Origin of the sequence: Micromonospora sp. CPCC 205558 (genome assembly GCF_036902955.1) — a bacterium.
In the GTDB taxonomy this organism is placed as follows: domain Bacteria; phylum Actinomycetota; class Actinomycetes; order Mycobacteriales; family Micromonosporaceae; genus Micromonospora.
On record NZ_JBAKHR010000006.1, the window covers coordinates 270,765 to 292,905 of the forward strand.

The following is a 22,141-nucleotide window of genomic DNA, read 5'->3' on the forward strand; positions in this document are numbered from 1 at the left end:
GAGGCTAGGCCAGCACGTCGCGGGCCGCCGCCGTAATACGCGTCGCCCCGCTCAGATCAGCTGGCCGGCGTAGCCGGGTGCGCTGAGGAGCCGCTCGTCACCACTGGCCGCGTACGCGTCGAGGATCGCGTCGGCCAGCTTGACCACGTGCTCGTCGCCGTGCCGGGCCGCGCGGGCGAAGACCTCCGCCGGCGTGGCAGGGGTCACGGTCGGTGGCGCGATGCCGTCGGCTGGGGCGTACACGGAGGTCATGGCCGCCGTCGCGGCCCAGGCCGCGGTGAGGCTCGGCGCCCACAGACCCCGGTCCAGTGCCGGCAGGGTACGCAGCACGGCGGTCGGCGCGGTGACCGCGTGCACCAGCATGACCGGCGCGGCGTGCCCGAACCGCAGGTAGTCCAGGCTGGCGCGGTGCACCAGCGTGGCGAGCCCGCGCTCCGCCTCGGCCGGGCTGCGCGCGGGGCGCAGCGTCGCGAGTGCCGGCTCCCACCGGGGTACGCCGGGAAGCCGGCCCAGCCGATCCCGGACGCCCCCGGTCTGGTCGTCGATCCGGGGCACCCCGGCCAGCGCGCCCGTTACGTCGATGTCGTCGGTGCCTGGCCCTTCGGGCTCGCCGGCGAGCAGTTCGTCGGTGCCCGGCCCTTCGGGCTCGCCGGCGAGCAGTTGGTCGGTGCCGGGGATTGGCTGCCAGCGGGCCGCCCAGTAGCCGAGGGCCTGGCCCAACTCGGTGAGCCGCTGCTGGTTCTCGTCGTCCGGGTCGAGCGCGCGTACGGCGTGCCCGACCCGGATCACCCCGTGCGTGGCGCCGGCGGCGATGCCCGGCAGCAGCCGGGGCCACCAGGTGCCGAGCACGTCACGCCACGGGTGTTCGCGCAGTTCTCGGTCGAAGTAGGCCAACCAGTCGCCGGCACGCTTCGGATCGCCGAGCGCCGACCGCCAGTCGTCGATCGGGTGCAGCCCTCGGGGCAACTCGTCGAGGCGGTCGAGGTAGTCGTCGAGCCAGCGGTGCACCCGGTGTGGGTGCCCGTGGCGGACCAGCGCCTCGACGGCCATCGGCCCGTGGTTGGAGAGCCAGCCCTGGAATTCGGGGCCGGTGCGGTGCAGCCGCTCGTACGCCTCGTCGAGAACTCCGTCAGTCATCAGTCGATCATCAGTGTTGAACCTCGCTTCAAGTCAAGCAGGCAGATCCGCGGCGTCGATCAGGCCGGTGATCCGGAGGTCGGCTGCGACGTCGGGCGGGCAGTCCATGGCCACCACGGCGGTGCCCAGCACCTCGGCGCCCCGTGCGGCGCAGATGTCGTAGAGGGCGTGTAGTTGCGAGCCGGTACGCACCCAGTCGTCGACCACCAGCACGCGGTCTTCGGGGCCGAGGTGTCGGTCGCGTACGGCGAGGTCGACGCGTCGGCCCCGGTAGTCGGGTGGGCTCTGCGCCCAGGTCAGTGGCCCGGCCGGCAGTCGTCCGTCACCGGGTTTGTGGGCGGCCACGAAGCCGACCCCGAGGGCGGTGGCGGCCAACGGCCCGAGCAGCAGCCCGGTGACGGCGGGCGCGAGCACCACCGTGGGTCGGGCGGCCCGGTACGGCGCCACCAGGGCCGGCCCCAGCTCGGCCAGCACCGCCGGGTCCCGCCACCAACCGGAGATGTCGCTGACCAGGTGACTGGTGCCCGGACCGGGGTCGATCCACTGGAACAGGGCGGCCAGGCGTTCGGTCAGCTCAGCGGGCATCTGCCCATCCTGCGGCACGGGCGGTGGGGCGTGGCGCACCCGGGCCGCCCGGCCCACCCTGGGTCGGATGATCGGCTACACGTACCTGGGTAAATGCGGGCATACCACCATGATCAGGTTGACGTCCGAAGTACTTCTCTCGTTACGGTCCGACCCGGTTTGTTCAGACGACGAAAGGACCGGGCCGGTGGCAGGCAAGCACTCCCGTACCCGCATCTTCTCCTCCCCGGCGGGCATCGTGGCCACCGCGGCGGTCGGCGTCGCCCTCGCCGTCGGGGGCACGGTCGGTGCCGTGCAGCTGACCTCCGGCTCCGACCAGTCGGGGCAGACGGCTCTCGAGTTCACCCCGACCACCGCCGCGAGCAGCCTCACCCCCAGCGCCCCGGCCGTCTCCCCGAGCGTCAGCGCCTCGCCGAGCGTGACCGCCAGCCCGTCGGCGACCCGATCGCAGCAGGCCGCCTCCCGGAGCAAGGACCGCACCGCGTCGCCGAAGCCGAAGCCGACCGCCAAGAAGACCACGGCCGCGGCGAAGGTGCTGGAGAGCGGTTCCTGCGGCGCCTCGTTCTATTCCGACGGGCAGCTCACCGCCAACGGCGAGTCGTTCAACCCCAACGCGCTGACCGCCGCGCACAAGACCCTGCCGTTCAACACCAAGGTCCGGGTGACCAACCCGGCCAACGGCAAGTCGGTGACGGTACGGATCAACGACCGCGGCCCGTTCATCGACGGTCGCTGCCTGGATCTCTCCCGGGCCGCCTTCGCCACCATCGCCTCGGTCGACGTGGGCGCGCTCACCGTCCGTTACGAGGTCCTCGGCTGACCGGGACGGGCGACGCCGATTCGGCCAGCCGACTGGGCCGGCCGGACAGAACCTGCTCGGACGACGGGTCAGGTTCGTTCACCGGTTCACGTGGATCAGGCAAACTGTCTTTCGTACCCACGCGACTCCTCCAGTCGGGCCGTCGCCCGCTGAGCCCCGGATCCCGCGCCGGCCTCGGCGCGGCCCTCGTTCTGCTCGCGATCGTGTCGGCGGTGGAGGCGGCGGACGGCCGTAAGGTGCACTACGTCGCGCTCCTGGCGGCCGCGCCGGTTCTCGCCGCAGCCATGGCGTCCTGGCTGGTGGTCCTGGGGGTGGGCGTCGCGGCGACAGTGGTCGGCGTCGGCTTCGCGCTGATCGCGCCGAAGGTCTCGCTGGTCACCTCGGTCAACGTTGTCGCTGTCGCGCTCGTCACCGCGTTGGCCGTGGCGGTGGCCTGGGTTCGGCAGCGGCAGGCCGAGCGGATCGTCGAGCTGACCAAGCTCGCCGCGGTGGCCCAGCAGGCGGTGCTCCGCCCGCTCGGGCCGCAGGTCGGCACGCTATCGGTCGCGGGACGCTACATCTCCTCCACCGCCACGGCCGAGATCGGCGGCGACCTGTACGAGGCGATCGACACCCCCTACGGGGTACGCATGATCATTGGTGACGTTCGGGGCAAGGGCCTGGACGCGGTCCGGCTGGCCAGCATCGTCCTCGGTTCCTACCGGCACGTGGCGTACGAGCGAGCCGACCTGCGGGCCGTCGTCGCCGACCTGGACCGCGCGGTGGCCCGCAACGTCGGCGACGAGGACTTCGTCACTGCGGCGCTGGTCGAGGAGCGTGGCGGCACCCTCACGATCGTCAACTGTGGGCATCCGCCACCGTTGCTGCTGCGCCGAGGTGCGGTGATCCCGCTGGAACCGCCGGCCCCGGCGCCTCCGCTCGGGTTCATGCCGGTGGTCCGCCCCCGGGTCGAACGCCTGGAGCCCGGGGACCGGCTGCTGCTGTTCACCGACGGCCTCGGCGAGGCGCGGCGGGATGGCGAGTTCTTTCCCACCGCCGACCGGGCCTGGCGACTGCTCGGCCATGGCACCGTCGCCGACGGGCTGGCGTCGCTGGAGACTGCCCTGGTCGAGTGGGTGCACGGCCGGCTCGACGACGACATCGCGCTGGTCCTGATGGAGTACGTCGGCACCCGTACCGGGGCGGCGGTGGCCGTTCCGAGCTGGGAGGTCGGGGCCGCCGAGAGCTGAGCCCGGTCGGCGTACCCGGGAGTGTGTAATCGCCGTCACTTGGGTGATCCGCTTGTCGCTGCCTACCCGCGAGTAATACAGTCGGGGTTACTGATCGGTAACACCTGTCCGGAAGCGGGGCCAGCGAGCATGACCCACTACAAGAGCAACCTGCGGGACCTTGAGTTCAACCTGTTCGAGGTCTTCGGGGCGGACCGGGCGTTCGGCCAGGAGCCGTACTCGGATCTCGACGCCGACACCGCCCGCAGCTTCCTCGCCGAGCTTGACCGCCTCGCCCGTGAGGACCTGGCCGCGAGCTACACGGACAGTGACCGCAACCCCCCGGTCTTCGACCCGGCCACGCACACCGCCCCCCTGCCGGAGTCGTTCAAGAAGTCCTACCAGGCGTTCATGGACTCCGAGTTCTGGCGCCTGGACCTGCCGCCGCACCTTGGCGGCACCACCGCGCCGCGCGCCCTCTGGTGGGCCCTCGCCGAGCTGGTGCTCGGCTCGAACGCCCCCATCTGGATGTACGCCTCCGGCCCGTCCTTCGCGCACGTGCTGGACGTCGAGGGCACCGAGCAGCAGAAGCGCTGGGCGAAGCTCTTCATCGACAAGCAGTGGGGCTCCACCATGGTGCTCACCGAGCCGGACGCCGGCTCGGACGTCGGCGCCGGCCGTGCCCGCGCAGTCCAGCAGCCAGACGGCTCCTGGCACATCGAGGGCGTCAAGCGCTTCATCACCTCGGGCGAGCACGACCTGAGCGACAACATCGTGCACTACGTGCTGGCCCGCCCGGTGGGCGTGGAGGGCGTCGGCGGCCCCGGCACCAAGGGCCTGTCGCTCTTCGTGGTGCCGAAGTTCCACTTCGACGAGACCACCGGTGAGCTGGGCGAGCGTAACGGCGTCTACGCCACGAACGTCGAGCACAAGATGGGTCTCAAGGTCTCCAACACCTGCGAGCTGACCTTCGGCGAGCACGGCGTACCGGCCAAGGGCTGGCTGCTGGGCGACAAGCACGACGGCATCCGGCAGATGTTCATGATCATTGAGTACGCGCGGATGCTGGTCGGCACCAAGGCCATCGCCACCCTCTCCACCGGCTACCTCAACGCCCTGGAGTACGCGAAGAACCGGGTGCAGGGCGCCGACCTGATCCAGCAGGCGGACAAGACCGCTCCCCGGGTCACCATCACCCACCACCCGGACGTACGCCGCTCGCTGCTGCTGCAGAAGTCGTACGCCGAGGGTCTCCGCGCTCTGGTCCTCTACACCGCCACCTGGCAGGACAAGGTCGCGGTGGCCGAGGCTGCCGGCGACGAGAAGGCCACCAAACTGGCCAAGCGGGTCAACGACCTGCTGCTGCCGCTGGTCAAGGGCGTCGGTTCGGAGCGGGCGTACGAACTGCTCGGGCACGAGGCCCTGCAGACCTTCGGCGGCTCCGGGTTCCTCCAGGACTACCCGCTGGAGCAGTACGTCCGGGACGCCAAGATCGACACCCTGTACGAGGGCACCACCGCCATCCAGAGCCTCGACCTGGTCTTCCGCAAGATCGTTCGGGACAACGGCAAGGCGCTCATGGCAGTCGCGGGCGAGATCCAGGAGTTCATCTCGACCGAGGCGGGCAACGGTCAGCTCAAGGAGGAGCGGCAGGCGCTCGGCAAGGCGCTGGCCGAGATCCAGAACATCCTCGGCGTCATGACCGGCTGGCTGGGCGAGGCGCAGGGCGGTGACACCCGCGCGCTCTACCGGGTCGGGCTGAGCAGCCGACGGTTCCTGCTGGCGATCGGCGACCTGGTGGTCGGCTGGCTGCTTCAGCGGCAGGCCGACGTGGCGCTGAAGGCGCTGGCCGGCGAGGTCTCCGCCAGTGACAAGGCGTTCTACACCGGCAAGGTGGCCGCAGCGCGTTTCTTCGCCCGTGAGGTGCTGCCCCGCATCGGTGCCGACCGGCGGATCATCGAGGGTGCCGACCTCGACATCATGGACCTCCCGGAGGAGGTCTTCTGAGCGTGCCACGGCACGTCTGACGGTTTCGGGTCGCACCACCCGACGCCGCAACGGCCGGCGGGGCTGTCTGCCTCGCCGGCCGTCGCCGTCCCACCCTGGCGGCGGGCACGTATTGGGCGAGCCCGGTCGGGTATGCCGGTGCCGTGGCGGGTAACCGTCGCGTGACCTCGAAAGGGAACGCCCAGAGCCACCGCACGGGGGAGTGCAGCGCACATGGGTGTAGGAAGCGGCATTTTTCTCATCGCGATCGGCGCGATCCTGACCTTCGCGCTGAGAGCCAACGTCTGGTGGATCGACGTACGCGCGGTCGGCTGGGTGTTCATCCTGGCTGGGCTGGCCGTACTGCTGACCACGCTCTGGTTCTGGCAGGACCGGCGCAAGCGGGCCCGAACCCTCATCGTGGAGGAGAACCGGCTGTCTCATCCGACGGCGATGATGCCGCCACCGCCGGACCCGCCGCCACCAACCGCGCCGCCGTCCTGATCGCCGCACGCCCTCGACGCGACCGCTGAGCCACCCGCCGACAATCGGCGGGTGGCTCAGTCGCGTGCGGTGTGTCGGGCCGTGAGCGGCGCTCCCGCCCTGCTCAAGTCCATCCAGCGGACCGGGCAGCGGTGCACCGCCAGTTCGGCGGTGCGCAACCCCTCATCGGTGAGGCCCTCCGGATCAAGGAGCGCCGAGAGCAGCGATATGCCTGGATTATGGGCAATGAGCAGCGCCGTGCGGGCCGCCGGGTCCACCGTCCGGACCAGCGACAACAGCTCCTCGGGGTGCGCGTCGTACGCGCCCGGCTCATAACGGACGGTCGGGCGCGGACCGGTCGGGCCGCCCTCCGGCGGTGAACCGGTCATCCCCATCGCCACCCCGTGCCAGGTCTGCCTGGTGCGTCGGGCCGTCGAGCAGATCACCACGTCGGGCAGCAGCCCGTGGTGCGCCAACCAGGCACCAGCCGAAGCCGCGTCGGCGGTGCCGCGTGCGCTCAGCGGCCGCTCGGCGTCGTCTGCCGCGTCGCTGCCCTGCTCGGCTTTCGCGTGCCGCAGCAACACCAGTGTCCGCGTCTCGGGGTCAGCGTCCGTCATGTTCCCAGCTTGCCCGATTGGCGATCTCCGTGCCGGGGTAAGTCGATGGATGCCGCACCCCTACCGACGGCCGCGGCGCGACGTACGCCAGGTTAGAGCCGAGGAGCGAGACATGGGCATTGGTGGCAGCATCTTCTTGATCGCGCTGGGCGCGATCTTCGCGTTCGCAGTGGAAGCCGACCTGGGCTGGCTGGACCTGTCCGTGGTCGGCTGGGTGCTGATGCTCGCCGGCGTCGCCGGCCTGCTCGCCACCCTCTACTTCTGGAGCAGCCGCCGCCGCACGACGGTCGCCGCGCCGGTACGCGAGGAGCGCGTGGTGGCCGACCGGGTCGTTCCGGTCCAGAACGACCAGGTCGTGCAGGAGTACCGCGAGGTGCGTCGGCCGGGCCGGCCGGTCTGATCCTCGCTCACGCACTCCGGGGTCCCGCAGCGTCGCGGGGCCCCGGCTCGCGTTCGGCCCCGGCCCCTCTCGGCGCCGCGCCCAGGCACCCGGGCGCCCCGTGGATCGTGAGGTGGGTGCCCGGTCCCGGGGAGCAGCGATCCGGAGATCGTGCTCGATCCAGGAAACAGGGCGTTCGAGGCGTGAACGTGGCCACTACATCCTGGATCGAGCACGATCGTGGCCCGGGGCACGATCGTGGCCCGGGGCACGATCGTGGCCCGGAGCGTTCGGGTCAGGCGAACAGCGCGAAGTAGATCGCGATGTGGTGACAGAGCGCCGCCAGCAGTGTGCAGGCGTGGAAGAACTCGTGGTGGCCGAAGACGGTCGGCCACGGATTCGGGCGGCGCAACGCGTAGAAGACCGCCCCGACGCTGTAGATCGCGCCACCGATGATCAGCAGCACCAGCGCCGCGACGCCGCCCCCGTGCAGGATCTCCGGCAGCATGGCCACCGCCACCCAGCCCAAAGCCAGGTAGAGCGGCGCGGACACCCAGCGCGGCGCGTGCGGCCAGACCACCTTGACCGCCACGCCGGCCAGCGCGCCCCCCCAGACCAGAGCCAGCATCACGGTGGCCGGCCGGGGCGCGAGCAGCATCGTGCAGAGCGGTGTGTACGTGCCGGCGATGAACACGAAGATCATCGAATGGTCCATCCGGCGCATCACCTGGTAGCCGCGCTCCGACCACACCCGACGGTGGTACAGCGCGCTCGTGCCGAAGAGCCCGCAGACCGTCAGGCTGTAGATCAGGCAGCTCACCAGGGGTGCCCACCCCGGCCGGGTGGCGGCGATCGAGCAGAGCACGATGCCGCAGACCACGGCGACGAAGAAGGCGTACGTGTGCAGCCAGCCGCGCATCCGGGGCTTACCGATGTCGACCGGCTTCAGGCGAAGCGGGGCGGAGGTGGTCATCCAGTCAGGCTACGACACCGTAGGTTACTTAGCAGTAGTGGCGTTGGTGACACCCGGCACCATCATCGTGAACACCAGATCGGCACGACATCGGCGAGGATGAGCGGATGCGGATCCGACCCGTCGGGGCGCACGCCCTGCTGATCGACTGCACCACCCCCGCCGACATCCCCGAGGCCGTGCTGGTCGAAGCGTGGCGAAGCGAGCTGTGGCGGCGTCGGGAGCAGGGCGACCTGATCGCCGTCGAGATCGTGCCGGCGGCCCGGACCGTGCTGCTCGACGGCCTGCCCGACCCGACCACCACGGCCCAGCAACTGACCCGATGGGCGTCCGCCGTCGCCGCCGCGACCACCCGCTCCACACAGGCCGACGCCGAACACCACCACGCCGACGCCGAAGACGACGCGGTGGACGTGGTCGTACCGGTCTCCTTCGACGGGCCGGACCTGCCGGCGGTGGCGGAGCACTGGGGCGTGCACGTGTCGGCGGTACGCGACCGGATCACCAGCACCAGGTTCCGGGTCGCGTTCTGCGGCTTCGCCCCCGGCTTTCCCTACCTGACCGGGCTGCCCGCAGAGTTGGCGTTGCCCCGGCTGGCCACGCCCCGCCCCCGGGTGCCGGCCGGCTCGGTCGCGCTGGCCGGCCCGTACGCCGGGATCTATCCGGGCGCGTCACCGGGCGGCTGGCAGCTGGTCGGTCGGACCGACCTGGTGCTGTTCGACGTGGCCGCCGACCCGCCGGCCCGCCTCAACCCGGGCACCACGGTCCGGATGGTGGCGGCGTGACCCACCCGGCGACCATCGAGGTGCTCCGCGCCGGCGCGCTCACCACAGTGCAGGATCTGGGCCGGCCCGGCTGGGCGCACCTGGGCGTACCCCGATCCGGCGCCCTCGACCCGGCCGCCCTGCGGCTGGCCAACCGGCTGGTCGGCAATCCGGAGCACGCGGCTGGCCTGGAGATCACCCTGACCGGCTGCACCCTGCGGCTGACCCGGGCCACCACGGTGGCCGTCACCGGTGCCGAGGTCCCGGTCCAGGCGGGCGTACGGCCCGGTGACACCGGCCGCCCGCTCAGCGTGCCGGCCGGGACGGTGCTGCGGATCGGTCCCGCCCGACAGGGCGTACGGAGTTGGCTGGCGGTGGCGGGCGGCATCGACGTGTCACCGGTGCTCGGCAGCCGGGCCACCGACACCCTCTCCGGGCTCGGCCCCCAGCCGTTGCGCGACGGTGACCGGCTGCCCCTCGGCGAGCCGATCGACGCACCCGCCCCGGTGGACTCGACCTGCTGCCCCGGCCCTGCCCCGGAGCTGCACCTGACGCTGGGACCCGGTCCTCGCGAGGACTGGTTCACGCCGACGGCGTTCGACCGGCTCTTCGGCAGCGCGTACACCATCAGCCCGTTGAGCAACCGGGTCGGCGCGCGGCTCGCCGGTGCGGCGCTGCCCCGCGCGGTCGCCGGCGAACTCCCCAGCGAAGGCATCGTGCTCGGCGCGGTGCAGGTGCCGGCGGACGGGCAACCCCTGATCTTCCTCGCGGACCATCCGACCACCGGTGGATACCCCGTCATCGGGGTGGTCACCGACGTGACCCCGCTCGCGCAGGCCCGCCCAGGTACTACCGTCAGATTCCATGGACCTCAACGCTGACCTGGGCGAGGGATTCGGCATCTGGCGACTCGGCGACGACGAGGCGCTGCTGAGCCTCGTCACCTCCGCCAACGTCGCCTGCGGCTTCCACGGCGGCGACCCGTCCACGATGCGGCGGGTCTGCGAGGGCGCCGCGCGACGCGGGGTCGCGGTGGGCGCGCAGGTCGGCTACCGGGACCTGGCCGGCTTCGGCCGGCGGCACATCGCGTACGACTTCGCCGAGCTACGCGACGAGGTGACCTACCAGTTGGGGGCGCTGGACGCGTTCTGCCGGCTGTTTCACACCCGGGTCCGCTACCTCAAGCCGCACGGCGCGCTCTACCACGCGGCCAGCACCGACGAATCCCAGGCGGCGGCGGTGGTCGCCGCCGTCAGCGGCTACGACCCCGAGCTGCCCGTGCTCTGCCTGCCCGGCTCGACGCTCGCCCAACTCGCCGTCGGCGCCGGTCTGCCGGTGGTGGCCGAGGCCTTCGCCGACCGCGCCTACCTGCCCACCGGGGCGCTGGTGCCGCGCGGCACCCCCGGCGCGGTGATCACCGACCCGGAGCAGATCGCCGAACGAGCGGTGCGGATGGCTATCGAACGCAGCGTGGTGGCGGTCGACGGCACCATCATCCCCTGCTCGGTCGACTCGATCTGCGTGCACGGCGACACCCCGGGCGCGGTCTCCGCCACCGAACTCGTCCGCGCCACCCTGATCGACGCCGACATCACCCTGGCCCCGTTCGCCTGATCGGAGGGGCCCGGTTGGGCCCCTCCGGTCACGTCAGGCGTCCAGACCGCGAAGTACCAGCGGCAGCCGGGTCACGGCTCCGTCGACCACCCGGACCGGTACGCCCCAGTCCTGCCGCGTCAGATGGCACGCCGCGTGCTCGACGTCCGCGTCGCAGGTCGCCGCCTGGGCGGTCACCTGGAGCACCCCCGCGGTGACCTCACCGTTGAGCACCAGCCGGCGGGACAGCTCGGTGCCCGTGCCGGCACCATCCACCAGCAGCTCCGGCGGGGACGCGGAGACCACCAACCGGGTCGACGGCCCGTACGTCTCGTCCAGCTTCTGCCCCGGCGCCGGGGTGAAGACGATGTCCAGGGTGACCTCGCCGGCCGCGACGTCGGTCGGCTTGCGCTCGGTGCGGTGCCGCGGCCCGTCCACCGTGCTGGCCCCCGCCGCCGACAGGGCACCGGGCGCGAGTCGGGTCAACCGGTGCGCGGCGGACTCCACCACCAGCACCTCACCGGACGGGGTGAGCACCAGGTCGCTCGGCTCCGCCAACCCGTCCGCCACCGTGGAGACCTGGTTGCTGGCCGGGTCGAAGCGGCGCACCGCGCCGTTGTACGTGTCCGCGATCAGCACCGAGCCGTCCGGCAGCGCACACACGCCCAGCGGGTGCTGGAGCAGCGCCGACTCCGCCGGCCCGTCCACGTGCCCAAAGTCGAACAGGCCCTGCCCGACGGCGGTGCCCAACACACCGTTCTCGACGTACCGGACGGAACTGGTCTCGCTGTCGGCCACCCAGAGGCGGGTGCCGTCAGCGGAGACGGAGAGCCCCGACGGCTGGGCCATCCACGCCTCGGCCAGCGGGCCGTCGCGCAATGCCTCCACGGTGGTACCGGCGTACATGCCGGCGGTCCGCTTGATCGGGTCGAACCACCAGAGCTGGTGGATGCCGGCCATCGCGATGATCAGCTTGTCGTCGTACCAGGCCAGGTCCCACGGAGAGGAGAGGTCGACGGCGAGCGCGTCGTGGGCGTGGTCGTCGACCTCGGCACGCCACTGACGGCCGCTGCCGGCCACGGTGACCACCTCGCCGGACTCCAGTCGTACGCCGCGCAGCAGGTGGTTGACCGTGTCGGCCACCACCAGGTCGTAGCCGGCCACCTCGGCGACAGGCGTAGGCAGCAGGCACACACCCTGCGGCTCGGAGAACGTCGCCGCGGCGGCCGGCCCGTCCGCCCGGCCCCGCTCACCCGAGCCGATCCGACGCACCGGCGTCTCACCGTCCGGCGCGACCTCGACCAGGGAGTGCCGGGCCGAGTCCGAGACCAGCAGGTTGCCGTTCGGCAGCAGCGCCGCCTTACCCGGGAAGCGCAGCGCGGTCTCCGGTGCCGGCGGCGGCACGTACGGGCCGTCCCCCCGGTGCAGGGTGCCCTTGGCCTCGTGGGTGGCGACCAACTCGTCGATCAGTCGGGAAAGCCCCTCGGCATGGCCCTCGCCGGCCATGGTGGCCACCACGTAACCCTCGGGGTCGATCACCGACAAGGTCGGCCAGGCCCGCGCCGCGTACTGCTGCCACATGTCCATCTCAGGATCGTCGAGTACGGGGTGGTGCACCCCGTACCGCTCCACGGCGGCGACGAGCGCGTCGGCGTCCTTCTCGTGCTCGAACTTCGGCGAGTGCACGCCGATCACGACGAGCACGTCGCCGTACTTCTCCTCCAGCGGGCGCAGCTCATCGAGCACGTGCAGGCAGTTGATACAGCAGAACGTCCAGAAATCTAACAAGACGCAGCGACCTCTAAGGTCCTGCAATGTCAGGTTTTGTCCACCTGTGTTGAGCCACTGCCGGCCCCGTAGTTCGGGCGCACGTACACGCGCTGTCGTTGCCATGCCTGTCAGCCTGCCACGGCGAGGCTTTTCCGTATCGGTGGTCGTGACCCGGACGACAGAAAGCGTCGAGGCGTCTTAGCCCGCGCCACCTTCGTTGCGTTCCCGACGCCTCGCGGCGTATTCGCGGACCTCGACCGCGTCCCAGATTCGGCCGACGGTCAACGTCTCCATCGGGGCCGGGAAGTCTGGGCGATCAACCAGGATCGCGGCGCGCTGGCGGGAGACGCCGAGGTAGTCGGCGACCTCCGCGAGGGCCATTACGCGCACGGTCGGACCATCCGGTGACACGGGTAGGCAACTTGTCACCGAGGGGGTTGACGACCTGCCAACGGGTCAGCCAAAGTCGAGCCTATGCGCCTACGCCAAGCAATGGAGCCAATACCGTCTGATCTCGTCCACCGCCGTCAGCGGTGGTCCCGCGCGTGTGTCTGCGGCTTGCGCTGGCGGTATTGCCCAGACCGCCGCCGGACCCCGCCGCTCGCTGAGCCGCAGACACCCGCGCTTCCGGCCTGGGCGAGCGCGCCGACTGACGCCTACCCGCAGCCTGGCCGCGCGCCGTGGCTGACGCGGGGCCCGGCGTTCCGGGCCAACTCTGGGCGGCATTGGTGACCGGCCACCGGCCGCAGCGCCCCTCGTGGGACTGCGAAGCGTGTAAACAGCCCTACCCATGCCCGGACGCACGGACGGCGCTCGCGGCCGGGGACCCCTGGACGGCGGCGACCTACCTCGCGGGCCAGTTCGTGACGGCCGTGAACGACCTTCCGACGGTGCCGGTGGTCGACCTGTACGCGCGGTTCTTGTTGTCGGTGCCCGTGCGGGGGGCCAACTCGCCCCGAAGACCTCCCACCTAGCCCTCGCTCCCTACCCCAGCCAGTCACGGCAGAGACCGGCTTGCATTCCATCGATACGCTCTTTTGTGGGGTAGGAACCACCTCTCGCCGTGGCCCCAGGCGGTGGACCGGCAGCTAGCGCCGGACCGGGTTCGTCAATTCCCTGATGGGAGGCGGCGGCCGAGGAGGATCCGAAATGCGCTCAACGCGCAAACCGACGGTGCGGCGGCGGGAAAGGGCAGAGAGAGGTCAGGTACTTCGGAGAACCAGCGAGTTCGGATCAGTCGTAGAGACTGCGCTGCGCATCACGTACCTGGTTCTGCTCATCACCGGCCACTGGTACTGAGGTTCGGTCGAGGACACAGGTCGGTCCTCTACCCGTGACGGGGGCTCCAACGTCCGACGGGGGCCCCCGTCACCTAAACGCCAAGAGGCCCCGCACCGGAACCGAGCCGGGCGGGGCCTTCGTGACGGTGCTACTTAAAGAGGGCGATGATTGCGGCGATGGCGGCAACCAGCGCGAGAACGCTGTTGGACCACGCGAGCCGGTACGCCCGCCGTGCCAGCCTGTCCGAGGCTTCGATGGCGCGGCGGCGCTCGCGACGTTCCAACTCGTCCATGTAGTAGCTGGTGCCTACATGCGTATTTTGAGCGTGCCGGTCGTGCTCAGCAATCAGAACGTCGTCGGGCGTTGCGCGTAGGTCCTCGATGCCTCTCACCACACGTCCGAGGCTAGCCGGTTCTGTCCACGCCAGGATCAGGCTGCGTTTGGGTCAGTCCTCGGCCTTATCTCGGGCCTCGCGCCGTCACGGGAATCCCCGGGGACGGGGGGTCGTTGTCGATCAAGAGCGGATCAGTTGATGCCGCTTAACGTGACAATTAAGGGGAAGTTTATGTTCAAGATGAAAAAAGCCGCTGAAGCCGTACGGTACGACAGCGAGACCGCAAAGCAGGTTGGCGAGCTGGCTAAGCGCGCCCGCCCCCGTGCAAGCCACGACAACTTGTCGGGTCCGTTCCGGATCTACAACGACGGTCCTATGGTCTCGGTTGAGCTGGGTCAGTGGCTTGTCAAGATGGGTAGCTCCCTCATGGTCATGAATGACGAGGAGTTCCGGGAGTTGTTCGAGCCCGTCGCGTAGCCCGCACAGCGCGACCTCTATGCCCGTACGGACAGGGAGGCGCTATGCCGCTTCGGTGTGGGGCCAGGGGGACGGGGGCCTCCCCCCACGCTGTTTACGCAGAGTGACGACACCCAAAGTGCGCCAGGATAGCGCTTGGGCTCGCGCGCTCGCGATGGTCGTGGTCGCCGTGCCTGTGCCGCTTCGCCTGCGTCTTTCTGCCGTGGTAGTAGGAGCAGAGCGTTTGCAGATTGGATAGGTCGTGGTTGTCGCCGCGCTCTACGTGGTCGACCTCGGACCCTGGCGCACCGCACCGCTCGCCTGTGCTGAACACCTGGCGGCAGCGGTAGCCGTCTCGCCGAGGATGCGGCGGCGGATGGTCCCCCACTTGCTCGGGAGGCGTGCCCTTCGATCTGACCCTTCCCAGGTCATAGCGATCCCCCAGGGTTGGCGAATCGCCCCGGGTAGCGGCACGCCGCGCTGTGCACCGCGCACACAACGGCTCCCAGCTGCTCGGGTCGGTGGCCGGGCCCGGGCCGTGCGGACGGCGGTCTCGGTCAGCGCGCTGCACTCGATCCCAAGCAGTGTCGCGGCGCGGCAACGCCATCCGGCGGCGTGTAGGGCACGCCGGATGGCTCGCCTAACCAGCGGGTCTGGGTCCTCTTGGGGGCATCAGGCACGCGCTTCGATACGGCGAGCGACCTCGGCGGGGTTGTAGCCGCCTCCAGCGGCGTCGTTCGCGGTCCGACCCGGCTTGAGCTGCGGCTTCGGCTTGCCAGGAAGCGGGTCCACGGTCGTCGTCTGGGCGGCGCTGAAGTCGGCGGCGATCTTCGCGGCGCTTGCCTCGATTTCCTCGGCGTTGTCGCCGGTGATGTAACCGACCAGGCTCGCCGGGACGCCATGCTTTGTGACAGCAGCGGTACGGGCGTCGGCCAGGCCGCGGGACGCGACGACCTTCCCAAGTTCGGCCGCTCGCTCGCGCTCAGTGGCGAGCGCGCTCTTCGCCTCGGCCAGTTCTCGCCGCAGGTTCTCGACCAGGCGCGCGGCGCGGTCGGCGTCGAAGGGGCCGTCCCAGGTGGTCGCGGTCTCGGGGGCGGGGATGGTCACTCGGTCTCCTCGGGCTCGCGGGTGTATGCGGTGGACAGGTTCAGCCCCCGACGTGCTTCGCTTGCGCGCGTTCGGTGGCTCGGTGAGCAGAACCTTCGGTGCGGCCGGGACTCCTCGGGTAGGGGCGCGTCGCACCATTCGCAGCAGTTCACGGGGACTCCTCGCACGTTCGTTTCGTGGGCAAAATGGGGTCCGCCCGGACGCCGGTAGGAGGTCGGTCCAGCGTCCGGGCGGAAGAGAGGTCAGGCGCCGGTCAGGACGCGCACCGCCCCGGCGTGCGGGGTGAGAGTCACGGCGCCGGTCGTCTCGTTGACGATCGGCAGGGGCATCGCCTTCGCGCCAACGAAGGTCGCCAGCAGCGACCGATCGGCGGCCTGAGCGCTGAGGTAGTCGGCGACCCAGCGCAGCGCGAAGCCGTTCGCGCTAAGGCTCCGGCCAGCGGTCGCACCCTGGGGGACAACCGGGGCGCGGACAGCGAGGGTGAAGGCGTTCGGGACGAAGCCGATCACCTCGTCAACGGCAAATCGGTTTGATTCGTAGACCGTGATACCCCGGACGCGGCCCATCGCGGTTCCGGCCTCGGCGGTCGCGGACCCGTCGGCGTCCCAGGTGCCGGCCGGGCCGTCAAGCAGCGCGGCGGCTACGTCGGTGCCGACCACGGCGCGAATGGGCATGGCCGCCGACACGCCGTTGTTGCGGAGGGCGGTCCGGATGCGAGTGAACATCTTCGCCGGGGCGGCGGGGTCCAGGGTGATTCCGACGGTGTCAGGGGTGGCCGACATCGCGCCGACGATGGCCCGTTCGCAGTACGCGACCAGGGCGTCCGTCTGCGGCTTCAGCACCTGGCGGCCGAAGTCCTCGATGTTCAGCGTCATGTCGGACTCACTCATGAGGACCGAGGAGTAAGCCAGGGTGTCCAGAGTGACGGGAATCGACTGCTCGGCGATCTCGTCGTCAACGAGTGCGGTCGTCTTGTCCGACCCGTCGCGGGTACGCGCAGGAAGGGCGCCCGGCACGCGGACGCGGATGGTCTCACCGCGACCGCCGCCAAACTCGGCCGCATAGTCACGGTGCACGAGGTCGCCGAGGACGAGATCGCGCTTGACCAACTCGACCGCCAGGGCGGCAATGTGGTCGGCGTTGAGAAGGCTGTTGGCCATCTGGAACGTTCGCTTTCAGGTTGGAGAAAAGAAAGGGGGTCGCCCAACCTGGGACCGGTCGCCACGTGCGCTCTGCGTCACGTGCGGGGAGGGTCGAAGGGCGTGGGGTGGAGTGCTCGGTTGCCGGCTCTGCTCGGCAGTTGAGCGGGCAGAGAGCGGCCCGGCTCGCCGGTTGACTAGGCCGGGTCCTCGCCGGGCCGCTGGCCCCTCTGAAAGGCCACCCGCCGCAGGAGACGGGTGTCTGTGGACGAAGGTTCACAGGTGCCGGGACCGCCGTCACAACGGCCCCGGCGCACCCCCACGGCACACCTTCGACCCTCCGCGCCGAGGCGCGGAAGAAGACGCGAGGCGGCCCCCCAAACCGCCGGAAGCCCTTGGGGAAGGCTCGGGCGGTCGCCCCGCTACTACAGACGAACTCCGGACACCTCGGTCCGGTCGCCCAGGACGCGGCCGATGCCCGGCGACGTGTTCCCCTCGTCCCGCCGGGTTAGCCGGCGCGGGTCGAAGCATCCGGGGGCGTCGCCCTCCACGGTGAAGCCGGTCCCGTACGGAGCACCGCCGGGAAGCTGGGAGACGGCGCGCTCTACAGCGGTGCGCCGGGTACCTCGGCGGCCAGGGGTGATCCCGAGCGGCCACTCCGAGATCAGCTCGGCCAGCCCTACCGGACCGTTGCGGACGGCGTCGGCTTCGGCCGCGAGCGCGCGGAACTCGGCGAGCACCCCCGGTGCCCAGTCGGCAAGCACCCCCGACAGCGGGGTCCACTCGGCGGACGGCACTGCGTCCGGCTCACCGTAGAGGTAGCCCATCACGTCCGCGAGGCTCGACGCCCCTGCGGCCTTTTCGGCGACAAGGGCGCGACGCTCGGCGCGCTTCAAACGCTTCGCGCATGTCTCGGAACAGGTCCGGCCGACGGGTCCAGACTGGCGCGGGGTAAAGGCCGTCAGACAGTCAAGGGCCGCGCACGCGCGGGGGTGGAAGCGGGCGAAGTTCATCATCGGGGCGTCCAATCAGAGGGGGTCGCGCCGTGGTCAGCGGCAGCGGGCGCGGACCGAACCGGAGGGCTGGCGGCCGGTTCGCTCTCCCTATGTAAGTGGGCCAGTGAGGGCCTGCCTGTTCACCTGACGGCCAAGATCGGTGGCCGACGGAAGTCGCCTGTGACGCTGTGACGCACGTTTCGTCACTTCCCTATCCCTCTTCTATGACTCCTCCTCCTCTTCTAAGAGAGGTAATGGGGGAGTGACGAAACGGCGGTCACTTCGTCACCCCGGCGGGTGCTCTTCCTACCCGGCGTCACCTCCGCGTCACGGCCCGGACACGCGAACAGCGTGGCCGGTGCCTAGCTGACGAGGAATCTGACTAACCGCCGTCGCGGTAAGGTCTGGACGTGGACGCCTTCGAGGCACAGGCTGCGGCGATCAAAGCCAACCCGGGTCGATACCGGGAACTCGATCGACTGACTTGTGACTGTTCTCAACCCCACACCACTATCGCCGTCCTTTATGCCGGCGATAGTGGTCAGGTGTGGCTCTGGACGCCAAGCGGCCGGGGCCCCATTAATCGCCCCGACCAGCCCACTGACGGCCCACTTGAACCAGCGCAACGCCCTCCCCGTGCCGTTCCTCTGCCGCGCCGCCCGGGGGACGTTGCTTATTCGGCAGTAGCCGTTTGCTCGCGCTGCCGCGCGGGGCTTCTGTTGTTGCCCGACATCGGAGTTATCCAACAGGTGCCCCTTGGCGCTCCGACCTGGGCGCGCGTCGCCGAGTAGTTTGCCGCGCTGCTGTACCCTGACTGCAAAACTTGATGCCTGACCGGGATCGGCGAACCTTACTCGCGCGCCTTGGCCGCCGCGAGGATGACCCCAAGGGGGTTGCTTCGCCATGCCCGCGCTAGAACTCTTCACCAACGCAGGCCCATGGGTGCTGGTCGCTGTCCTGGTCGCCTACGCAGCGCCTCGCCTTATCGTCGCCTTGGTCGCGATGTTCAAGGTCCCGCCAGACAAGTTGCCGGCTGTTCTGCGGGCGCTGGCCGACCTGTTCCGAATCCGGAGCTGATCGGCCCCAGACGCGCGAGAGCGCCCGTCCCAACATTGGGGCGGGCGCTTTTTTCATCCGGGCGACACGCCGATGTGCTACAGCGCTATGACGTCCGAATACGCGCAGTCTGCACGGCGTTCGGACGAGCGATGGTCACCCGAACGTCTCGGCGGGCCGTGGGCGGCGGTAGGCGCGGGTCAATTTCGGTAAGGCGCGGTAAGTAGCCGTTGCCAACGCACGAAAGGGCAGCGCGAGCTACGGCGCTAATCGGCCGCAGGACACAAACCCCCTTCGCCCGTACCGTTCCCCGGCGTGACGACCGAAGAGCAGACCAGCAACACGCCGCGCGACCGACACGGCGTGATCCTCGAATACCTCCGGACAGTCCCGGGCGTCCTCGGCGGCCTGGCCGGCGTCCTCGGCGCGGTGACCGCGCTTCTCGCATTGCTATTCCGCTGACTGCCGGATGTCCAGGAAGGACGCCCACGCAGCGAAGCCCTCATCGTCGGGCCGCAGCAACTCGTATCCAGCCGGCACGGGACCGTCGGGCGTGAGGCTCATCCGTCGTCGGACCAGGATCGCGCCATCGGGCATCCGGCGCGGGATCGGGCGGGGCGGCAGCCAGGCGGCGGACATGGGCTGTTCGCGGTATGGCACGGGAGTCCTCTCGACGAGTCGGGGCCGACCGGACACGCGCCGGTCGGCCCAGGAGTGGGTCAGGCGGTCGCGGCTGCCGGCACATTCGCCGGCCGTCGGCGCCGTGTCGACACCTTGTTGGCAGGCAGGTACCGGCGGACGGTCCGCTCACTGATGCCCAGCCGGGCGGCGCTCCGCGCCAGGGTGGCGTCCGGCGTTCGGCCAGCACTGCCGCCACCCTGTCGGCAGTCTTCGGCGGTGCCGCCACCGGATCAGGCGTGGCCGGCGGCGTGCCGACACGGGCGACGACGGGAAGCGTCCGGACGCCGGGCGGGATGACCGGCGGGCGAGGCCGGGGCGGCGCTAGGACGATCGGCGCGGGGGTCCCGGGAGGACTAGGGACGGCCTCAACCGGACGAGGGGTACCTCGGGTAGGGGTCGCCCCGGCCGACGCGTCTGCGGTCCTGCCTTAAGGGTCCGGGACGATGGCGGGCGTCCGGGCGAAGACGAGTTTCACCAACGCCATGAAAGCGAGCGCGGGTACGACCGAGAGTAGCCAGCCCGAGACGCCCGGCTTCGCCACGGCGAGCTGAGCGGCGGTCGATAGGCACGCCGCCCCGACCAGCAGGGCGAGCGGGTATCCCGTCGGCGAGCCCGCCCGACGCCGCCGGACTTCCAGCAGCGACGCTACGGGGGCCGACTCGGACACGCAGGCGTTGACCCAGCCGAAGGCTTCCGGCGTCCCGGCGGGACTGTTCGCCATCGTCTAGGCGTGGAGGTGACTAAAGCTCGCCCAGCCGGCCGAAGCGCCGACAACGAGCAGGATTAGGAGCAGCAACACACCCTCGGCGCGTTCGGTGCGGTTCATGCGGTGGGCAGGCGACGCAGGCAGGCCGGAACGTCGGCCAGGGGCACGACCGGCACGCCGTGAAGCGCGGCGTAGACGGGTTCGGGAAAGTCCTCGGCCCCGGGCAGAATCACGACGACGTCAGCCGCGCGGGCGGCGTCCATGTCGTCGGCGACCAGGGCGACGAGGTCGTCAGCGTCGGCCGGGGCGGCGGCGGTCGCGGTGGTGACCAGATAGCCAGCGTCCAGCAGGGCGGCCACGGCAGAGGCGAGGGCGTCGGCGGCCCCGGCGGGAGCAGCGACGTAAGCGCGGGGGTCAGTAGGGTTGAACACAGCGAACCTCCCGGGGTTCGTTAGGGCCCTGGTCGGCGGCGGAATCGCTCGGCCGGGGCCCGTCTTATGCGGTTGTGGTGTCGGATCTCAGGCGTTGGAGGGCACAGGCTCGGGCTCGTCGGCCCAGGTGAAGCGCAGACGCGCGGCGGGGTCGAACCTGTAGCCCCGGCGACCCCCGGCGGGCGTGATGGTTACGGCGTTCAGGGCCAGGCCGAGAAGGTCGCGCCGGTCGGCAAGATTGGCGGCGTCCCAAGCTTCGCGAGCTAGAACCGGGTCAAGTAGCGGGCTGATGTCGGCCTCGGGCAACGGGAACTCGGCGAGGTTGCGACGCAGCCCGGCCACGCGGGCGGTCAGGCGTTCGTGTAAACGGGTCCATCGCTGGACCGCCTCGGGGCCGACGAACTCGCCGCGCAGGTATCGGGCGTCTTCGAGGTCGACCAGGGCGGCGTTAGCGTCGTCCAGGGCGGCTGTGATGGTGGCGCGCTCGCGGATCACGTCCGGGTCGTGCCGGGCGACCCATCGTTCGGCGACGGTGTCTAGCAACGGGTCGCCAGGCTCGGTCGCGGCGAGTCGGTTAATGAAGGCGTCGACTACCGCGCGGTCTACGGCGGGGATCATCGCCGTGGTGTGTGCCGGACACGGGCGGCCGAGACGGCGGGCCTGGCATACGTACGACTGACCGGCGGCGGACATGCGGCCGGCGCAGCCCCCGCAGCGTAGGTACCCGGTTAGGAGGTGGGCGACCTGCGCGCGGACGCCCCTGGAACGACCCGACTTGTCGGCGGCGCTCCGCTGTTCGAGGAGGCGAACAGCCTGTAGTTGCTCGGCCGGCGTGACGATCCCTCGGCCGACCTCGACGGCCTCGCCGGTCTCCGGGTCTCGCCACGGGACGACCTTCGCCGTGTACCTCCCGTCGCGCTTGATGGTCTCCGGGAGTAGTCCGGCGAACGCGGGGGACTTGAGCAGGGTCGACAGCGTCCCGACGGCCCAGGCGCCGCCGCGCGGAGCGGGGATCTCCCGGGCGTTGAGGTCGCGCGCGATCCTCACCAGCGGCTCGCCGGACAGGGCCCGGTCGGCGATCTCGCGGGCGGTCGGCGCGGTGCGCGGGTCGTGGTCTAGCCGGCCATCCCCGCCGACGGTCAGGCCGTACGGCGGCTGTCCCCCGATCCATCGGCCGAGGCTGCGAAGGTGGGCCTTCGCACTGGCGACGCGAAGGCCGATGTTCGCGGATTCGCTGCGGGCAACCTCGGACAGGAGGGCCAGCACGAGCCGGGCCTGAGAGTGCGACGTGTCGAGGCCGTCCTGAACGAAGACGATCCGTCCGCCGACCTTCTCGACGTCGTCAAGGACCTGACCGACCTGGCCCATGCCACGCCGGGACAGGCGGTCAACCTTCCAAACGACCAGCGTCCCGACGGTGCCGGTCGTGAGGGCAGACACGGCGGCGTCGAAACCGGCGCGGTCGACGGCCTTGTAGCCGGAGCGGCCCCGGTCGATGTGGACGGTACGGACCTCTAACCCGGCGCGCGTGGCCCAGGCCCGGCAGTCGGCCTCTTGGCGCTCGATTGCGGTCTTTCCCTCACGGTCGAGGGACAGGCGTAGGTATAGATCGGCGAGGTGTTCATGGTGGGACATGGCGA

Annotated in this window: 25 protein-coding genes; 11 read left to right on the forward strand and 14 right to left on the reverse strand. The window is 70.6% G+C overall.

Features of this window, described 5'->3' with window-relative positions; genetic code table 11:
- Positions 1-51 precede the first annotated feature (51 nt).
- Entirely contained in the window at positions 52-1,137 is a 1,086-nt protein-coding gene (locus V6U86_RS08610; protein ID WP_334500511.1) for a questin oxidase family protein, read from the reverse strand.
- A gap of 33 nt (positions 1,138-1,170) precedes the next feature.
- Positions 1,171-1,722: a phosphoribosyltransferase family protein gene (locus V6U86_RS08615; protein WP_334500514.1), complete on the reverse strand. Its 552-nt coding sequence runs from the start codon at positions 1,720-1,722 to the stop codon at positions 1,171-1,173.
- A gap of 187 nt (positions 1,723-1,909) precedes the next feature.
- Here V6U86_RS08615 and V6U86_RS08620 point away from each other — a divergent pair, with 187 nt between their 5' ends.
- The 4 genes from V6U86_RS08620 to V6U86_RS08635 all read left to right on the forward strand — a co-directional run bounded on the left by V6U86_RS08620 (position 1,910) and on the right by V6U86_RS08635 (position 6,240).
- Complete coding sequence (locus V6U86_RS08620) at positions 1,910-2,542, forward strand: septal ring lytic transglycosylase RlpA family protein (RefSeq protein WP_334500516.1); 633 nt, start codon at positions 1,910-1,912, stop codon at positions 2,540-2,542.
- Positions 2,543-2,646: 104 nt separating this feature from the next.
- A complete protein-coding gene (locus V6U86_RS08625) occupies positions 2,647-3,771 on the forward strand; it encodes a PP2C family protein-serine/threonine phosphatase (RefSeq protein ID WP_334500826.1) in 1,125 nt (374 codons plus the stop codon).
- 129 nt (positions 3,772-3,900) lie between these two features.
- On the forward strand, positions 3,901-5,757 hold the full coding sequence (locus tag V6U86_RS08630) for an acyl-CoA dehydrogenase (RefSeq protein ID WP_334500518.1): 1,857 nt from the start codon (positions 3,901-3,903) through the stop codon (positions 5,755-5,757).
- Between the two features lie 213 nt (positions 5,758-5,970).
- On the forward strand, positions 5,971-6,240 hold the full coding sequence (locus V6U86_RS08635) for a DUF6458 family protein (protein WP_030332052.1): 270 nt from the start codon (positions 5,971-5,973) through the stop codon (positions 6,238-6,240).
- A 56-nt stretch (positions 6,241-6,296) separates the two neighbouring features.
- On the opposite strand, the gene V6U86_RS08640 is transcribed toward V6U86_RS08635, so the two are convergent.
- On the reverse strand, positions 6,297-6,836 hold the full coding sequence (locus V6U86_RS08640) for a SixA phosphatase family protein (RefSeq protein WP_334500524.1): 540 nt from the start codon (positions 6,834-6,836) through the stop codon (positions 6,297-6,299).
- A gap of 112 nt (positions 6,837-6,948) precedes the next feature.
- Between V6U86_RS08640 and V6U86_RS08645 the strand changes: the two genes are divergently transcribed.
- Complete coding sequence (locus V6U86_RS08645; protein ID WP_334500526.1) at positions 6,949-7,236, forward strand: DUF6458 family protein; 288 nt, start codon at positions 6,949-6,951, stop codon at positions 7,234-7,236.
- Positions 7,237-7,510: 274 nt separating this feature from the next.
- Here V6U86_RS08645 and trhA read toward each other — a convergent pair whose 3' ends face one another.
- On the reverse strand, positions 7,511-8,188 hold the full coding sequence (trhA, locus tag V6U86_RS08650; protein ID WP_334500528.1) for a PAQR family membrane homeostasis protein TrhA: 678 nt from the start codon (positions 8,186-8,188) through the stop codon (positions 7,511-7,513).
- Positions 8,189-8,295: 107 nt separating this feature from the next.
- Here trhA and V6U86_RS08655 point away from each other — a divergent pair, with 107 nt between their 5' ends.
- From V6U86_RS08655 to V6U86_RS08665, 3 genes are read left to right on the forward strand one after another with little or no spacing between them, the layout of a single operon-like run.
- Positions 8,296-8,973, forward strand: coding sequence for a 5-oxoprolinase subunit B family protein (locus V6U86_RS08655; protein WP_334500529.1), 678 nt, complete (start codon positions 8,296-8,298; stop codon positions 8,971-8,973).
- Positions 8,871-9,833 (forward strand): biotin-dependent carboxyltransferase family protein, encoded by a 963-nt coding sequence (locus tag V6U86_RS08660; protein ID WP_442934908.1) that lies wholly within the window; start codon positions 8,871-8,873, stop codon positions 9,831-9,833. The genes V6U86_RS08655 and V6U86_RS08660 overlap by 103 nt, the downstream gene beginning before the upstream one ends.
- Positions 9,817-10,566, forward strand: coding sequence for a LamB/YcsF family protein (locus V6U86_RS08665; RefSeq protein WP_334500532.1), 750 nt, complete (start codon positions 9,817-9,819; stop codon positions 10,564-10,566). Before V6U86_RS08660 ends, V6U86_RS08665 begins: the two co-directional genes overlap by 17 nt.
- Before the next feature lie 33 nt (positions 10,567-10,599).
- On the opposite strand, the gene V6U86_RS08670 is transcribed toward V6U86_RS08665, so the two are convergent.
- The 3 genes from V6U86_RS08670 to V6U86_RS08680 all read right to left on the reverse strand — a co-directional run bounded on the left by V6U86_RS08670 (position 10,600) and on the right by V6U86_RS08680 (position 13,990).
- Positions 10,600-12,438 (reverse strand): NHL domain-containing thioredoxin family protein, encoded by a 1,839-nt coding sequence (locus V6U86_RS08670; RefSeq protein WP_334500534.1) that lies wholly within the window; start codon positions 12,436-12,438, stop codon positions 10,600-10,602.
- Positions 12,439-12,513: 75 nt separating this feature from the next.
- Positions 12,514-12,705, reverse strand: coding sequence for a hypothetical protein (locus V6U86_RS08675; protein WP_442934899.1), 192 nt, complete (start codon positions 12,703-12,705; stop codon positions 12,514-12,516).
- Positions 12,706-13,744: 1,039 nt separating this feature from the next.
- Positions 13,745-13,990 carry a hypothetical protein gene (locus tag V6U86_RS08680; protein ID WP_334500536.1) on the reverse strand — a complete coding sequence of 82 codons (246 nt, stop codon included), beginning with the start codon at positions 13,988-13,990 and terminating at the stop codon, positions 13,745-13,747.
- Between the two features lie 138 nt (positions 13,991-14,128).
- On the opposite strand from V6U86_RS08680, the gene V6U86_RS08685 reads away from it, so the two are divergent.
- Positions 14,129-14,407, forward strand: a complete 279-nt coding sequence (locus V6U86_RS08685) for a hypothetical protein (RefSeq protein ID WP_334500538.1) — start codon at positions 14,129-14,131, stop codon at positions 14,405-14,407.
- Between the two features lie 651 nt (positions 14,408-15,058).
- Here V6U86_RS08685 and V6U86_RS08690 read toward each other — a convergent pair.
- The 3 genes from V6U86_RS08690 to V6U86_RS08700 all read right to left on the reverse strand — a co-directional run bounded on the left by V6U86_RS08690 (position 15,059) and on the right by V6U86_RS08700 (position 17,462).
- Positions 15,059-15,493: a hypothetical protein gene (locus V6U86_RS08690; RefSeq protein WP_334500540.1), complete on the reverse strand. Its 435-nt coding sequence runs from the start codon at positions 15,491-15,493 to the stop codon at positions 15,059-15,061.
- 242 nt (positions 15,494-15,735) lie between these two features.
- Positions 15,736-16,653 carry a P22 phage major capsid protein family protein gene (locus tag V6U86_RS08695; protein WP_334500542.1) on the reverse strand — a complete coding sequence of 306 codons (918 nt, stop codon included), beginning with the start codon at positions 16,651-16,653 and terminating at the stop codon, positions 15,736-15,738.
- A 404-nt stretch (positions 16,654-17,057) separates the two neighbouring features.
- The gene (locus V6U86_RS08700; protein WP_334500544.1) at positions 17,058-17,462 is read right to left on the reverse strand and encodes a hypothetical protein; all 405 of its coding nucleotides are present in this window, start codon (positions 17,460-17,462) and stop codon (positions 17,058-17,060) included.
- Between the two features lie 1,068 nt (positions 17,463-18,530).
- On the opposite strand from V6U86_RS08700, the gene V6U86_RS08705 reads away from it, so the two are divergent.
- Positions 18,531-18,704, forward strand: a complete 174-nt coding sequence (locus V6U86_RS08705; RefSeq protein WP_334500546.1) for a hypothetical protein — start codon at positions 18,531-18,533, stop codon at positions 18,702-18,704.
- Positions 18,705-18,998: 294 nt separating this feature from the next.
- Positions 18,999-19,145, forward strand: a complete 147-nt coding sequence (locus V6U86_RS08710; protein WP_334500548.1) for a hypothetical protein — start codon at positions 18,999-19,001, stop codon at positions 19,143-19,145.
- Here V6U86_RS08710 and V6U86_RS08715 read toward each other — a convergent pair.
- From V6U86_RS08715 to V6U86_RS08730, 4 genes are all read right to left on the reverse strand, one after another.
- Entirely contained in the window at positions 19,134-19,343 is a 210-nt protein-coding gene (locus tag V6U86_RS08715; protein ID WP_334500550.1) for a hypothetical protein, read from the reverse strand. The genes V6U86_RS08710 and V6U86_RS08715 overlap by 12 nt on opposite strands.
- Positions 19,344-19,791: 448 nt before the next feature.
- On the reverse strand, positions 19,792-20,085 hold the full coding sequence (locus V6U86_RS08720; RefSeq protein WP_442934900.1) for a hypothetical protein: 294 nt from the start codon (positions 20,083-20,085) through the stop codon (positions 19,792-19,794).
- 101 nt (positions 20,086-20,186) lie between these two features.
- Positions 20,187-20,501, reverse strand: a complete 315-nt coding sequence (locus tag V6U86_RS08725) for a hypothetical protein (protein WP_334500553.1) — start codon at positions 20,499-20,501, stop codon at positions 20,187-20,189.
- Positions 20,502-20,588: 87 nt separating this feature from the next.
- Positions 20,589-22,136: a recombinase family protein gene (locus tag V6U86_RS08730; RefSeq protein ID WP_334500555.1), complete on the reverse strand. Its 1,548-nt coding sequence runs from the start codon at positions 22,134-22,136 to the stop codon at positions 20,589-20,591.
- Between the last annotated feature and the right edge of the window lie 5 nt (positions 22,137-22,141).